A 15,356-nucleotide genomic window follows, 5' to 3' on the forward strand; every position below is an offset into this window, starting at 1 on the left:
TTTAAACTTTCATTAAATTTTCAAAGAAGGACTTGGACGCAGCTTTCATTCTTGCGATTGTAATCATGGCACCTGATGGCATGACAAGGCTATCCCCACCAGTATACCCTATTAATCTTGCAGCAACACCCTGTTCTTTTGCTTTTGATATAATTAAATCGGCATCAGAAGTCATGACAATATAACGTCCCTGATCTTCACCAAACCAATAGGCTTCTGGTCGCATACCACTTTCAGGAACATCAAGCGTGCAACCGGTATTTCCTGCCATAGCCATTTCAGCAATTGAAATAAGAAGACCACCATCAGATACATCATGACAAGCTGAAACTAGTCCCTGGTTAATAATGGTGCGAACAAAATCACCATTGAGACGTTCGATATTTAAATCAACATGTGGTGGGTAACCTGCCTCTTGTCCAATAATTTCCCTGAGCCATAGCGTTTGACCCAAATGACCTTCCGTCTTACCGATTAGAACAAGTTTGTAATTTTTCTGTAAAGCGTTACCCACTGATTTTGAAACATCTTCAATAACACCTAAACCACCAATGGCAGGTGTAGGCAGTACCGATACATTTTCATTTTGTGCATTACGTGTTTCATTGTAAAGTGAAACATTTCCACTGACAACAGGAAAATCTAGTGCGTTACAGGCATCTTTCATACCTTCAATAGCAGCAATAATCTGTCCCATTATTTCAGGTTTTTCCGGATTACCAAAATTTAAATTATCGGTTATTGCCAGTGGTTTGGCACCTACTGCGGTAATGTTGCGCCATGCTTCGGCAACAGCCTGCGCTCCACCCTGATAGGCATCGGCTTGACAGTAACGAGGTGTACAGTCTGTTGTTAACGCAAGACCTAAATGATGACCATCAACCTTTACCACCGCTGCATCACCTTGTCCAGGACGATAGACTGTCTGACCACCAATCGTGCTGTCATATTGATCCCATATCCAGGAACGGGATGCCAAATCGGCACAACCCAGCAACTTTATGACGGATTTTTCAATATCAATAGTAATATTTAAAGGCGCGATAGGTTGTGGTGCAGGATAATTGGAGGATGGTCGTTTATAAAGTGGTGCCTCATCAGCCAGGGATGCAAGGGGAATATCAGCTTCTGTCTGATTATGATGTTTGATAACAATACGTCCCGTATCCGTCAGATGTCCAATAATGGCAAAATCCAACTCCCATTTTTCGAAAATTTGCTTGGCAATCTCCGTTCGATCTGAACGCAAGACCATAAGCATTCTTTCCTGACTTTCGGAAAGCATCATTTCATATGCTGTCATCTGGTCTTCACGTTGCGGAACGTGATCCAAATCCAGCTCAATACCGACACCACCCTTTCCGGCCATTTCCACAGCCGATGAGGTCAGACCAGCAGCACCCATATCTTGGATGGCAACAATGGCATCCGTTGCCATTAATTCTAGACAGGCCTCAATCAGCAATTTTTCAACAAATGGATCTCCGACCTGGACGGTAGGCCGCCTTGATGCTGAATCCTCATCAAATTCCGCAGAAGCCATTGTTGCCCCATGAATGCCATCACGACCCGTTTTGGAACCAACATAAATTACAGGGTTACCTACTCCAGCTGCAGCTGATAAAAATATACGGTCTTTTCTTGCAATTCCAACCGCCATTGCATTGACAAGCGGATTGCCGTTATAACTTTCATGAAAATTGACTTCTCCACCGACCGTAGGAACACCCACACAATTTCCATATCCTCCAATACCCCGAATCACTCCATCCACAATATGACGAGTCTGGGGATTATCGGGGCTACCAAATCGTAAAGCGTTCAGGTTAGCAATCGGTCGTGCACCCATGGTAAACACATCACGCAAGATACCACCAACACCTGTTGCCGCACCTTGATAAGGTTCAATAAAAGAGGGATGGTTATGGCTTTCCATTTTAAAAACCGCCGCCAAACCCTCGCCAATATCGACAACACCAGCATTCTCACCTGGACCGTGAATAACCCATGGAGCTTTTGTCGGAAGATTTTTCAGCCATGCACGGGAAGATTTATAAGAGCAATGTTCTGACCACATGACCGAAAAAATACCTAATTCGGTCAGACTGGGTGTACGCCCCATGATAGACAAGACTTTTTGATATTCATCAGCAGATAAACCGAACTGTTTTGCCAAAGCTTCATTTACAACCAATTTTTGTATCTTACTCATCAAGCCAAGGTCTCCATAATACCCCGGAATAAAGGTTTTCCATCTTCACTTCCCATTAAGGGATTCACCATATCTTCAGGGTGAGGCATCATTCCACAGATTCTTCCATTCAAACTTACAATACCAGCTATGGCATTAATACTGCCATTTGGGTTTAACTGTCTATCTTCCGGATTTACAATTCCATTTGCTGAGCTATATCTGAAGGCAATCTGTCCCTCTGCTTCTAGCTGTCTTAATGTTTCTGAATCACAAAAATAATTTCCATCTCCATGCGCAGTTGCTGTCTTGAAAACATCACCTTTATTCCACCCGCATGTAAAAGCGGTATCATTTCGTTCAATCTTTAAATGACAATCACGAGATAAAAATCTTAGGCTTGCATTCGGTAGCAAAGCACCGGGAAGTAATTTGGCCTCTGTCAAAATCTGAAAACCATTACAAATTCCAAGAATATATCCCCCTTTATTCGCAAAATCACAGATTTCTCTCATTATTGGTGAATGTGCCGCCATTGCTCCACAACGCAAATAATCCCCATAACTAAATCCACCAGGCAAAACGATCATATCCAAAGAAGGTAAAGTTGTTTCACGATGCCAAACGATAACGGGAGTTACACCCGTTACCTGTTCAAAGGCAATCACAACATCTCGCTCACGATTGGTACCTGGAAAAACAACGATACCTATTTTCATTACCTTACCCCAACAGATGCGTTTTTACATGGATAAGATTCATGCAAAGCACTAAAGACAGTCGCTCCTGCTGGCTGGTTCAATTGATCTGGATGTGCCTTCATATAATCAATAACTTTTTGACGCATTTCATTGCCAGATATGGAAGGATCAATGCAAAAACCGGCCGGTGCCTTGGGATCGCCTTCATTTTTGGCATAGACTTTTGAAAATGCGACAGAATCAGCAATACCGCTAATATAAATATTACATGCCCTAACCGTCTGTGATTTTTGACATAATTGCAGAAAATCGGCAGCTTTAACTTTACTCACTCTTTGCGCCTGCACTGTTGTATTTGCGCAAGCCATTAACAAAGCGATACCGGATACAGTAAATAATATTTTCTTACCTATACTCATGATAAAACCTCGACTTCAAAATCTTCGATAACATTATTGGCCAATAAATTTTGAGCCATTTCTATTGCCTTTTTTTTGGCTTCACTTACTGACATTTCAGATAATTCAAGATCAACTACACGTCCAACGCGTACATCTTTTACTTCATTAAAAGACAGATTATGCAATGCATGGTTAATCGCCTTACCTTGTGGATCGAGCACACCCTGTTTCAACTGAATAATCAAACGTAATTTCATTCCATATGCTCCGGATTGCTACTTTCTATAACCTCAAAATTTTTTTCAGGAATAATTTTCAATCGCTTGGCGATTTCCTGATAGGCTTCTTCCACTTTACCAAGATCACGACGGAAGCGATCCTTGTCAAGTTTTTCACCACTTGCCATATCCCAAAAACGACAATTATCAGGTGAGATTTCATCTGCCAAAACGATATGAAATTCATCATCTTTCCATAAACGTCCATATTCAAGCTTGAAATCGATCAGCTTGATTCCGATACCCGCGAACAATCCTCTGAGAAAATCATTGATACGTAAAGTATAACTTACGATTTCATCCATTTCCTGCAAGGTCGCCCAATTGAATGTTGTAATATGATCTTCCAGAACCAGTGGGTCATTCAGTTCATCATTTTTCAAATAATATTCGACAATGGGACGGGGAAGTTTTTTCCCCTCATCCAATCCCAGACGTTTGACAATACTACCCGCCGCAACATTTCTGACCACAATTTCCAAGGGAATGATCTCAACAGATTTTACCAGTTGTTCCCGCATATTCAAACGACGGATAAAATGGGTAGGTATATTAATTTCAGCAAGCTGCAACATCAAATATTCGCTTATGCGATTATTCAATACACCCTTCCCCGTGATTGTACCCTTTTTTGCACCGTTACCAGCCGTTGCATCATCTTTAAAATATTGAACAATTGTTCCAGGTTCAGGTCCTTCGTAAAGAATTTTTGCCTTACCTTCATAAATTTTTCGCCGACGGGTCATTATGTCCCTTAATTTTACAATGTGATTAAAATAAATTGAAATAATAAGTACTTGAAAATGCAAGCAAATATTATATGAACTTAAATCTATAATATTGCGAGAATTACTGGATTTACAAGCTCTTTTATTCAATAATGTTTATTCTGGTACAGGCCCGGTTTCACCAAAAACATTCGCATAAATATAATCAAGATTTTTTGTATGCATACTGCCATCCATGGCTTTATCCAGAACCTCAGGACTGATTTTCCCCATGATTTCTGGATCATTTTCCAGATTTTCCCTGAATGTTTTTCCATCTGCTGTATTCAATTTTGTCCAGGTAGCCATGGCACACCGTTGAACGATACGATAGGCTGCCTCTCGTGATAAACCTGCCTTGGCCAATACCAGCAATACCTCACCAGAATGAACAACACCTCCAAGACTTTCAAGATTTGCCTTCATTTGGTCAGGATAAACGACCAGTTTTTCCATTACCCCTGCCAATCTATTCAAGGCAAAATCAAGAGTTACGGTTCCATCAGGACAAATCATTCTTTCCACTGAAGAATGACTGATATCTCTTTCATGCCACAATGCTACATTTTCAAGTGCTGGAATAACATGTGATCTTACAATTCTTGCCAATCCTGTTAAATTTTCTGATAAAACGGGATTGCGTTTATGAGGCATTGCGGAAGACCCTTTTTGATCAGGATGGAAATATTCTTCCGCTTCACGCACTTCAGAGCGTTGCAAATGTCTTATCTCGATTGCTAGACGTTCAATAGAACTTGCAATAATAGCCAAGGTTGAAAAAAAGGCAGCATGCCGATCACGAGGAATAACCTGTGTTGACACGAGTTCCTTTTGCAGTCCTAAATGCTCGGCGACATAAGCCTCGATCCGTGGATCAATATGCGCATAGGTACCGACGGCACCAGATATGGCGCAAATGGCAATTTCCTTACGGGCAACGGTCAAACGTTCCTTGTTCCGTTTAAATTCCGCATAATATCCAGCCAATTTCAAACCAAATGTTAGTGGTTCGGCATGTATCCCATGGCTTCGACCAATGGTCATGGTATATTTATGGTCATAAGCCTGCTTCTTTAGGGCTTCAAGAACTCGGTCAAGATCTTTTATCAAAAGATCAGCAGCTTGTGTCAACTGAACAGAGAGACATGTATCCAACACATCCGAAGATGTCATTCCCAAATGAACAAAACGACTATCCTCCCCTATTTTTCCTGCCAACCATGTTAAAAAAGCGATAACATCATGACGAACCTTGGCTTCGATTGCATCAATAGCCTGGACATCTTCTTTATTGAATGTGGCCATTGCGTGATCCCCATTCTGTCGAATTTTTTTTGCTGAATCCGCCGGGATATATCCATAATTCGACATTGCTTCACAAGCCAAAGCTTCAATTTCAAACCAAATACGATAACGATTCTCAGCATCCCATATAGAAGTCATTTCAAGACGGCTATAACGTGGAATCATTCTCTGGTTTCCTTTCTTCTTTCCGATAGCTTAAAAAAAGTTTATATCATGGATTTTATATAATTCGTCCAGCCTTATTTTGAATAAAATTAAGTTAAATCATCATGAAAGTAATTAATTCCCGATGCTTGATTATATCCTTTCCATTTTTATCGGTCTTATTCGGATAATCCTGCTTGATATAACGCTTGCCGCAGATAATGCCATTGCAATCGGTCTGGCGGTGAATGGATTGCCCGAAAACCAGAAAAAGAAAGCAATATTCTGGGGATTGGGAGCGGCCGCAATTATCCGGATAATGTTTGCTCTTGTTGTACAGTATCTCCTAAAGATCCCCGGACTGAATTTGATCGGTGGTTTCCTTCTTTTATGGGTCTGCTGGGAGATAGTCGATGGAATAAAAAATTCCAGTCATGATAAACACAATATCACCCCACCGATTCATAATACTTTAAAAAAATCCATAAGAAGTATCATTATTGCGGATATTTCAATGAGTCTCGATAATGTTTTGGGTGTTGCAGGTGCTGCAGGAAACAATTTATGGTTAATGGCGGGAGGAATTTTCCTGTCCGTTACCTTGATGGGAATGGCTGCTTCCTATATCGCAAAATTATTGAACCGTTATAAATGGCTTGCATGGATCGGTGCATTGGTTATTTTAAGTGTTGCTATCGAACTTATCTATAAAGGTGGTGTGCAGCTATATAATCTTTTAGGTTAAATTTTAGACTTATAAGGATAATTTTAATGAGTTTTTTGATTAATAACAAAAGTAAAATACCTTTCATTTCAATTTTAACTTTTATATCCTTATCATCTATTGGCTGCAGCCAGAGTCATTCAGTGCAAACAAGATCCAGTCATGTCTCTCCTTCACAAAAACTGGCCGTTTCTTTATCTCACGAAACCGGCAAAAATCTCAAAATAAACGATAAGCTCAATCTATACTTACAATTACTTCAGACAAATAACTTTTCAGCAACAACCTATGCTGATTTCATAACCAACAATCCGACATGGCCCAATCAAAATGTTCTCTTAGACCTTATGCAAAAGCAACTTTTGAATGAGACAGATAAAAATGCCATTTCAAACATTTGTAAAACCCAACCCATAAAAAAGGCATCTGCTCTTAAATTTTGTGCACAACAAACTGAGGTGAAACCTGAATTAATTCAAAAAGCTCGATCAGCATGGATATTCTCCATCAATTTACCTGCTGATGAACAAGATATTTTACCTGCTTATAAACAATATTTCACCAAACAAGACAATTGGAACCGATTTGATAGGCTGGAAAACGCGGGTTTAGCACTTGCAGCGTCCCGTCAGGTTAAGTATCTTACTTCAGAACAAAGCAATTTGGCTTTGGCACGTCTTGCGTTTAGAAAAAAACAACTAGATGCGGAAAATTACCTGAGTAAACTTTCAAAATCCGATTTAAATGATACAAGTCTAATATACAATCGTCTAAGATGGTTACGGTTACAGAACCGCAAAGAAGAAGCCTTGAAATATTGGCGGTTTACAGGATTAAATGAAGAATTGAAATCAAACCAAAAACGTTTTTGGTTAGAGCGAAACAATCTTATTCGTGATTTTTTGAAAAATAATAATATTAAACAGGCGGCTTCATTAATTACGGATGTCAGTTGCAATCCATCCTCATGTCAACAAGATGAAATATTCTTGGGGGGGTGGATACAATTAAGAAAACTGAATAATGCTTTAAAATCAATAGATTATTTTAAAAAATTAATTCAATCCAATAACATATCAATTAAGTCTCGTGGATATTATTGGCTTGGACGTGCCTATCAAGCAAATAATAATAACAATGAGGCAAATCAGGCATGGAGGGCAGCCTCTAAATATCCTGTTACATTCTATGGACAACTTTCCATTGCTCAACTACACCATTTGAATGTTCAGAATTTACTATTAAATCCAAATTCCCTACAAAAAATTCTTCAAACATATCTTACCAATATCAAGGAGGCTTCCTCTTCCAATTCTCAATATATTTTTTTTAAAAACAATGAGTTAATACAAGCTGCTCGAATTTTGGTTGAACAGGGTGATTATAATCATGCCCGTCCTTTTTTAGCAGCCTATAACAAATTACATTTTGATATTGCAAATCAGATCATTAATGCAAATTATGCCAATCAGATACATTTACCGGACAATGCTGTAACCATATCTCGTCAAGCTGCAGCAAAGGGTTATATATTTTTGAAAAATGGATGGCCAAGACCTTATGCATCACTTGCAAACGAAGGATTGCCATCGGGTTTATCCTTGGCAATTATGCGCCAAGAAAGTAGCTTTAATCCAGTTATTGTTAGTCGTGCCCATGCATATGGTCTTATGCAGCTTCTTCCCTCAACCGCTCGTGAATTGTGTCATCAGAAAAAAATACCCCTCAATATGGGTAACCCTGGCAATCTTATTGTTGCTGACAACAATATTCGTTTGGGTACCGCCTATCTAGCAAAACTGATGGAAAGATTTGATAATAATCTCATTTTCACAATCGCGAGTTATAACGCTGGACCCAACCGTGTGAAAAACTGGTTAAATTCATCAGAAAATAATTCAGTACAAACTTATACTGATATGATAGATTGGATTGAAATGATTCCATATACCGAAACAAGAAATTATGTTCAGCATGTAATGGAAAATCTAATGATTTACCAAACCAATATAAATAAATAAAGCCTCTTAGTTTATCAATGAAGGGAATTTTTTTATGAATATGACATTATTGAAAAATAAATGTGATAAGCTTTGTCAGGATATCGCTTTGCTATCACAAAAATTTCCTTTAAAAATTGTCACAGCTGAAAGTTGTACAGCTGGCCTGATTTGTTCTAGTCTCACCAATTTAGCGGGTTCTTCGCACTATATTGAAGGTGGACTGATCACCTACTCCAATGAAATGAAAAAAAATATTCTGGACGTTTCAGAAAACAGCCTAAACCAATTTGGTGCAGTCAGTGAACAAGTTGCCAAAGAAATGGTTCATGGAGCATTAAAAAAAACACCCAATGCCAATTGTGCTGTTTCAGTAACGGGTATTGCAGGTCCAGATGGTGGTTCTTTTAATAAACCTGTAGGATTAGTCTGGATAGCGTTTAAACAATCAGATCATCAGCCTGTTGTGCAAAAAAACAATTTTTACGGTAATCGAGATGAAATTCGATTACAGGCCACCATAAACGCTTTGGTATTAATTAAAAAACATTTTACTTGGGTATAGATTTTTTATTTCTTATATCAGCAGATCATTTTAAAAAGATCTGCTGACAAACCAATTTTATATAAAATTAATTTGCAGGAGGCATATTATTTGGATTGACTGCACCCTGCGCATTCGCGGGTCCAACAGGTGCCCCCATTGCAGGAGGTGCCGAAGCGTTAATTGGTCCATTTACAGAGGGAGAGGACTGCATAGGAGGTTGTCCCACAACAGGTGTTGAGGGTTGTTGACCCGCTGGACTTTGTGGAGCAAGTACACCAGTGTTGGGATCACGATTTACTGATTGTGCAGTCTGCAAACTACGGGCATTCAAATCACGCGTGGCTTGATTTTGGCTGTCTTTATCTTGATTATAGGCAGAATGATGATGTCTCGATTTATGAGACTTACCATGTCTTACTTTATGATTGGCAACATGAGAAGCACGATGACCATGCGTTGCCGCCATTGTTGTAGCAGGTAAAGCAAAGGCAAAAGCAGCAGCCATTAGAGATAATTTAAATGTAGAATTCATGATTCTATCCTTTAATATATATAATCAACATTTTAATTTTTATTTTTAGTTAATAAAAATCAGTTCATGTTTATTTGTGTTATTAGTCACAATTTCATTATACTTTATTATCATTTAAATAGCTACAATCAGGAAAGTAAATAATCCCTCATTATGGGCTTAAACTGGCATCCATAATAAAAAATTATTATGCTGTTGCATAGATATCATCGGCACGCTTGATAAAAGCGGAAACCATTTTTTGGACCGCTTCATGAAAGATCAACCCCATAGCTTTTTGCATTAGCTTTGACTTGAACTCGAAATCGACAAAAAAATCAATTGTGCACCCTCTTTCATCGGGTAGGAAAACCCAATGATTACTTAAATATTTCAAGGGACCCCGATCATAGGTCACTTCAATCTTATCAGGACGATATAACTCAACACGACTACCAAAAACCTCGGTAAAAGGTCCAAAACCGACTTTTAAATCAGCGAGTAAAAGTTCACTATCCTTATATCGAATATACGCTCCGTTACACCAAGGCAAAAATTCTGGGTATAAATCAACCGCGGCAACCAGATCAAACATTTGTTCGGGTGTATGGTTAATTAAACGTTGTTCGGTATGCGTAGGCATCAATCATCACTCCAGAATATTTTATTATAAACACAACAGTTTAATGCAATGCATACCGTTTACGTTTCAACACCGTAAAATCTGCATCGGCATGATAGGATGAACGTGTTAAAGGAGAAGCGCTTACCATTAAGAAACCTTTTGATTTAGCCAATTTTTCCAATTCTTTAAATTCATCAGGATGAACATATTCCACAACAGGTGCATGTTTGGAAGAGGGTTGTAAATATTGACCCAACGTTAAAAAATCTACCTCAGCACATCTTAAATCATCCATAACCTGAATGATTTCTTCCTTTGTTTCTCCCAGACCAAGCATTAACCCCGATTTTGTGAATATGGACGGATTCAGTATTTTTGCCTCATGCAAAATTCTCATTGATTGAAAATAACGGGCGCCTGGACGAATGGATGGATATAAACGTGGAACTGTTTCCATATTATGGTTGAAAACATCAGGTTTGGCTGCGCTGATAACAGCCAACGCCCCATCTTTTCTAAGAAAATCAGGTGTCAGCACCTCAATTGTAACAGTTGAAGAAATATTTTTTATAGCCTTGATAACATTTGCAAAATGGGAGGCCCCACCATCTTTTAAATCATCACGATCAACAGATGTAATAACAACATGACGCAATTTTAATTTTTGAACCATATCAGCAATTTTTGATGGTTCATCATGATCAATTGGATCAGGTTTTCCCGTTGCAACATTACAGAACTTACATGCTCTTGTGCAAATGCTTCCCAAAATCATTACTGTTGCGTGACCCTCTGACCAGCATTCACCAATATTTGGACAAGCAGCCTCTGCACAAACGGTATTTAGTTTATAATTCTGAAGCAAGGTATCCGTTTCATTAAAACTGGAACTGTGTTTAATCCTTGTTTTAATCCACGCCGGTTTAGGAAGTTTCGCAATATTCTCACCAGATAAAACTGTCTGATGACGAACTACAATACGTTTTACAGTCATTTTATATCATATTCCCGATTGTAAAAAACAGATACGCAAAACAACATAAAACAATTTTATTTAATTCCTAATAGATTTCTGGCCGCTGCCCCTGCATTTTTTTGTGATAATAGGCTTTCACCCACCAATACTGCACCAGCTCCAACTTTCTGGACAGCCTGAATATCCTCAAACGTTTTTAATCCACTTTCTGAAACAATAATACGGTCAGGAGGAACCAATGGAGCAAGATGTTGAGTTATGGATATATCCGTTTTCAGGGTTTTCAAATTTCTATTATTGATGCCAATAAGAGAAACATCCAATGCCAGCGCCCTGTTCAATTCTTCCCTGTCATGTACTTCTACAAGCACATCCAGCTCCAAACATGTAGCCAATTCCAGTAAGGCGGCCGCTTCCTTATCTTTTAGTGCGGCCATGATCAATAAGATGCAATCTGCTTCAATCACGCGACTTTCGTAAACTTGATAAGGTTCAAGAATAAAATCTTTACGTAGAACAGGAAGGGAACAAGCATCTCTTGCAATTTTGAGATCCTCATTATTTCCATGAAAATATGCATTTTCTGTCAAAACGGATAAACAACAAGCTCCTGCATTTTCATATTGAACCGCGATCATCGCCGGATCATAGTCAGGACGAATAATTCCTGCAGATGGAGACGCTTTTTTACATTCAGCAATTAATCCAATCTGTTTTTTTGCCACCTGGTCTTTTATTATTTTAGCAAAACCGCGAGTAGGCGTATTTTTATTTTTTGCTTCTCGAATAATATCCTTGAAGGATTTTATTTCAGCCCTTTTTGCAACCTCAGCTCTTGTTCTTGCACAAATTCGCTCCAATACATCAGAAGGATGATTTTCAGATTGCAAAATGGCATTCAATACGGAATTGGATTTTTCTTCGTCATTCATGATATTGTCTAATTAAAAATGGTTTTCATTTTGTATGGCCCGAAGAACTGATAAAGCCTTACCGCTATCGATCGCTTCAGACGCTTGGTTTATAAGTCTCTTCAAGATACAAGGATCAATTTCACCATGTGAATTTATCAAAGAATAACCTTTTACAATATGTAGCGCAATAGCGGTATTTATCAAGACTGTGTCACGATAGGCACCTTTTTCACCATAAAGAAGATCCAGCAATGCCTTCGCATTTTCGGATGGTGTTCCACCCTGTATCTCTGTAAGAGGGGTATGTCTCAGACCGGCCGCTTCCATAGTGGACAATGTTAAATCAACCGGTACAATCCTGTTATTTTCCAGGGCCAGTATCGTTGATGGTCCTGCCAACGTAATTTCATCAACACCGTGTTCGGATTTATTGGGATCAATAAACCCATGAACAGCCCATACCCGTTTTGAACCCAGTTTTTGCAAGACCTTGATTAGAGGATACAACCATTTTTCATGATATACCCCAATCATTTGATATGAAACATTTGCAGGATTGGATAAAGGACCCAGTAAATTAAATATAGTCCGAATTCCAAGTTCTTTACGTACGATATTAATTTCTTTAAGAGCCGGATGATGAATAAAGGCCGATAAAAAAGCCAATTTATTATCACGCAAATTATTTTCAATAACTTCAAAATCATCCTCTGGCATAATACCCAGAGCAGATAGTACATCAACACCACCACTTTTGGATGACTGTGCCCGATTTCCATGTTTGGCAACCGGTATTCCAAGAGCGGCCAGAACAAAACTGACAGCAGTAGAAATATTCAAAGTGCTGCGTCCATCTCCGCCTGTTCCACATACATCAATTGTTTCATCATCAATCAGTTTTATGGACAGCATGCGTTGACGCATTGATTGAACAGCTCCTAAAAGCTCTTCAACCGTTTCACCCCGCATTCGTAATATTATTAAAAAAGCCGCTATTTGAGCATTTGGAACATTACCAGAAAATATATGCTCGAAAATTTCATAGGACTTTTCCGTAGAAAACTTTTGTCCTTGTAAGGCTTGTTGTAAAATATGTGTAAAAGACAAAGTTAAATCCTGTTTTTCAATGACTTTTTTTCATTCCATTCATTTGATAAAAAAAGGAAGTTTTTCAATAAATCATGACCTTGTTCAGAAGCAATGCTTTCTGGATGAAATTGCACTCCATATAAAGGAAATCTTTTATGTTGCAAAGCCATTAAAATATAATCGTCGGTGAATGCCGTTAAATTAAAATCATCAGGGAGACTTTCCGTTTCAATAATTAAAGAATGATAACGAGTTACCTTTAGGGGATTGTGCAAATTCTTAAATATTCCCCTTCCATCATGTTTGATTTTTGAAATTTTTCCATGCATTGGATTTGTCTTGATAATTTTGGCTCCAAATGCCTGCCCAATAGCCTGATGTCCAAGACAAACACCCAAAATGGGGATTCTTGATGCGGCACTTTTAATCAACTCACAACATATCCCTGCATCAGAAGGTGTACAAGGGCCAGGTGAGATAACAATTGCCTCGGGTTTTAATGATATGGCTTCACTTACAGAGATTGAATCATTTCTGTAAACCTGACAGTCACATCCCAAATCACCAAGATATTGGACAAGATTATATGTAAAACTGTCATAATTATCGATAAGTAAAATCATGATTTCTTCGAATTCCAAAAATTTGATTAAAGCATATGACTAATTTGCTTTTTTAGAAAAATTCTTGTTGGTAAACGTATAACGCCAAGCCTCTTCAGCAGCACGAAATAATGCTTTTGCCTTATGTTTTGTCTCTTGGTATTCCGCTTCCGGATCGCTGTCAGCAACCACCCCACACCCTGCTTGAACATACATGTGCTGATCTTTAATGAGAGCTGTTCGCAATCCTATACAGGTATCCATACTTCCATCCGCTCCAAAATAGCCAATACATCCGGCATAGGTTGTTCTGCGTGTTGGTTCTACCTCATCAAGAATTTCCATCGCTCTTATTTTGGGTGCTCCCGTCAATGTTCCAGCTGGAAAACCGGCAATCAAAGCATCCAGAGCGGTTAGCCCTTTACGCAATTTCCCTTCAACATTTGATGAAATATGCATTACATGGCTAAATCGTTCAATAACAAATTTTTCTGTTACTTTTACACTTCCAATTTCACTGACACGCCCAACATCATTCCGACCCAAATCAATCAGCATAAGATGTTCGGCCAATTCTTTTTTATCAGCCAACAATTCTTTTTCTAACTTGAGGTCTTCTTCATAACTTTTACCTCTTGGACGAGTACCCGCCAAGGGGCGAACCGTTACTTTTCCACCTCTCAACCTGACAAGAATCTCAGGTGATGAGCCAACCAGAGAAAAATTTTCAAGTTGAAGACAAAACAAGAAAGGTGCCGGATTGATTCGTCTTAACGCACGATATAATGATACTGGTGATAGAGCAAAAGGAACAGAAAAGCGTTGACTGGGGACAACCTGAAAAACATCACCATCATAAATATATTTTTTGATATTTTGAACAATATCCCTAAACTGATCTTTGGTTAATGTTGATTGCGGTTTTGGTAATGTTAATGGATTGATATTCGAAGTTTTTTGCTCTAAAGGAAAAGGCTCAGCCAATGCTTCTTGAATTTTTTGCAAGTTTTTTTTTGCCTGAAATTCTGTTTTGTCTGACGTATCCCTTAGAGGTGCCGCCAAAATCAGTTCGTCCTTAACGGCATCAAAAATTGCAAAAACAGAAGGTCTGATCATGATTCCTTCAGGCAAATGAAGATCATTGGCCGGAGGATTGGGCAGATCTTCCATCTGTCTGACCATATCATATCCCAAATATCCAAAGATCCCCCCAACCATGGGTGGAATATTTATATCAATTTCTAATTGGCTTTCAGAAATCAATGCACGCAGAGATTCCAGAGGCTTTTTATTTTCCTTAATGTAATTTTTCGCACTGTCTGATGGATTTCGATTAATATAGGCAATTCCATCTATAGATTTCCATATCAAATCGGGAAATAAACCGATAATGGAATAACGTGCTTTGTTTATTCCTCCTTGCACGCTTTCCAACAAAAAAATATTGGTCAGATTCTTTCCAACCAATTCGGATAATCTTAAAAACGCAGCAACAGGGGTCAGTAAATCAGCTGATTTAATTGAATATATTACTGTTTTTTGTTGATTAATCTGAAAATCTTCATTCAACACGAAATCTTA

Annotated in this window: 16 protein-coding genes; 3 read left to right on the forward strand and 13 right to left on the reverse strand. The window is 38.6% G+C overall.

The genetic code is table 11. From position 1 onward, the window contains the following. Nucleotide 1 precedes the first annotated feature (1 nt). From purL to purB, 6 genes are all read right to left on the reverse strand, one after another. On the reverse strand, nt 2-2,212 hold the full coding sequence (purL, locus tag D9V35_RS04790) for a phosphoribosylformylglycinamidine synthase subunit PurL (RefSeq protein WP_122123592.1): 2,211 nt from the start codon (nt 2,210-2,212) through the stop codon (nt 2-4). Then, on the reverse strand, nt 2,212-2,910 hold the full coding sequence (gene purQ / locus D9V35_RS04795) for a phosphoribosylformylglycinamidine synthase subunit PurQ (protein WP_122123593.1): 699 nt from the start codon (nt 2,908-2,910) through the stop codon (nt 2,212-2,214). Before purQ ends, purL begins: the two co-directional genes overlap by 1 nt. After that, a complete protein-coding gene (locus D9V35_RS04800) occupies nt 2,910-3,311 on the reverse strand; it encodes a Rap1a/Tai family immunity protein (RefSeq protein ID WP_122123594.1) in 402 nt (133 codons plus the stop codon). The genes purQ and D9V35_RS04800 overlap by 1 nt, the downstream gene beginning before the upstream one ends. Then, the gene (gene purS, locus D9V35_RS04805) at nt 3,308-3,550 is read right to left on the reverse strand and encodes a phosphoribosylformylglycinamidine synthase subunit PurS (RefSeq protein ID WP_110438011.1); all 243 of its coding nucleotides are present in this window, start codon (nt 3,548-3,550) and stop codon (nt 3,308-3,310) included. The genes D9V35_RS04800 and purS overlap by 4 nt, the downstream gene beginning before the upstream one ends. Next, complete coding sequence (gene purC / locus D9V35_RS04810; RefSeq protein WP_110438012.1) at nt 3,547-4,317, reverse strand: phosphoribosylaminoimidazolesuccinocarboxamide synthase; 771 nt, start codon at nt 4,315-4,317, stop codon at nt 3,547-3,549. Before purC ends, purS begins: the two co-directional genes overlap by 4 nt. A 138-nt stretch (nt 4,318-4,455) precedes the next feature. After that, entirely contained in the window at nt 4,456-5,808 is a 1,353-nt protein-coding gene (purB, locus tag D9V35_RS04815) for an adenylosuccinate lyase (RefSeq protein ID WP_122123595.1), read from the reverse strand. A gap of 124 nt (nt 5,809-5,932) precedes the next feature. Between purB and D9V35_RS04820 the strand changes: the two genes are divergently transcribed. Genes D9V35_RS04820 through D9V35_RS04830 form a run of 3 tightly spaced genes read left to right on the forward strand, consistent with a single transcriptional unit; the run spans nt 5,933 to nt 9,076 of the window. Continuing rightward, entirely contained in the window at nt 5,933-6,532 is a 600-nt protein-coding gene (locus D9V35_RS04820; protein ID WP_122123596.1) for a YjbE family putative metal transport protein, read from the forward strand. Nucleotides 6,533-6,558: 26 nt separating this feature from the next. After that, complete coding sequence (locus D9V35_RS04825; protein ID WP_122123597.1) at nt 6,559-8,532, forward strand: lytic transglycosylase domain-containing protein; 1,974 nt, start codon at nt 6,559-6,561, stop codon at nt 8,530-8,532. A 34-nt stretch (nt 8,533-8,566) separates the two neighbouring features. Continuing rightward, nucleotides 8,567-9,076 carry a CinA family protein gene (locus tag D9V35_RS04830; RefSeq protein ID WP_122123598.1) on the forward strand — a complete coding sequence of 170 codons (510 nt, stop codon included), beginning with the start codon at nt 8,567-8,569 and terminating at the stop codon, nt 9,074-9,076. A 67-nt stretch (nt 9,077-9,143) separates the two neighbouring features. On the opposite strand, the gene D9V35_RS04835 is transcribed toward D9V35_RS04830, so the two are convergent. The 7 genes from D9V35_RS04835 to trpE form a co-directional block, all read right to left on the reverse strand. Continuing rightward, nucleotides 9,144-9,590 carry a hypothetical protein gene (locus tag D9V35_RS04835; RefSeq protein WP_122123599.1) on the reverse strand — a complete coding sequence of 149 codons (447 nt, stop codon included), beginning with the start codon at nt 9,588-9,590 and terminating at the stop codon, nt 9,144-9,146. 187 nt (nt 9,591-9,777) lie between these two features. Beyond that, nucleotides 9,778-10,212, reverse strand: a complete 435-nt coding sequence (locus tag D9V35_RS04840; protein WP_122123600.1) for a type II toxin-antitoxin system RatA family toxin — start codon at nt 10,210-10,212, stop codon at nt 9,778-9,780. Between the two features lie 40 nt (nt 10,213-10,252). Then, complete coding sequence (gene lipA / locus D9V35_RS04845) at nt 10,253-11,188, reverse strand: lipoyl synthase (protein WP_122123601.1); 936 nt, start codon at nt 11,186-11,188, stop codon at nt 10,253-10,255. Nucleotides 11,189-11,244: 56 nt separating this feature from the next. Next, nucleotides 11,245-12,102, reverse strand: coding sequence for an indole-3-glycerol phosphate synthase TrpC (gene trpC, locus D9V35_RS04850; protein ID WP_122123602.1), 858 nt, complete (start codon nt 12,100-12,102; stop codon nt 11,245-11,247). Nucleotides 12,103-12,114: 12 nt separating this feature from the next. Then, nucleotides 12,115-13,191 (reverse strand): anthranilate phosphoribosyltransferase, encoded by a 1,077-nt coding sequence (gene trpD, locus D9V35_RS04855; RefSeq protein WP_155565479.1) that lies wholly within the window; start codon nt 13,189-13,191, stop codon nt 12,115-12,117. Nucleotides 13,192-13,193: 2 nt separating this feature from the next. Further along, a complete protein-coding gene (locus tag D9V35_RS04860; protein WP_110438022.1) occupies nt 13,194-13,796 on the reverse strand; it encodes an anthranilate synthase component II in 603 nt (200 codons plus the stop codon). Between the two features lie 39 nt (nt 13,797-13,835). Beyond that, the gene (trpE, locus tag D9V35_RS04865) at nt 13,836-15,347 is read right to left on the reverse strand and encodes an anthranilate synthase component I (protein WP_122123603.1); all 1,512 of its coding nucleotides are present in this window, start codon (nt 15,345-15,347) and stop codon (nt 13,836-13,838) included. Nucleotides 15,348-15,356: the final 9 nt, after the last annotated feature.

The organism is Commensalibacter melissae, from assembly GCF_003691365.1.
GTDB lineage: Bacteria > Pseudomonadota > Alphaproteobacteria > Acetobacterales > Acetobacteraceae > Commensalibacter > Commensalibacter melissae.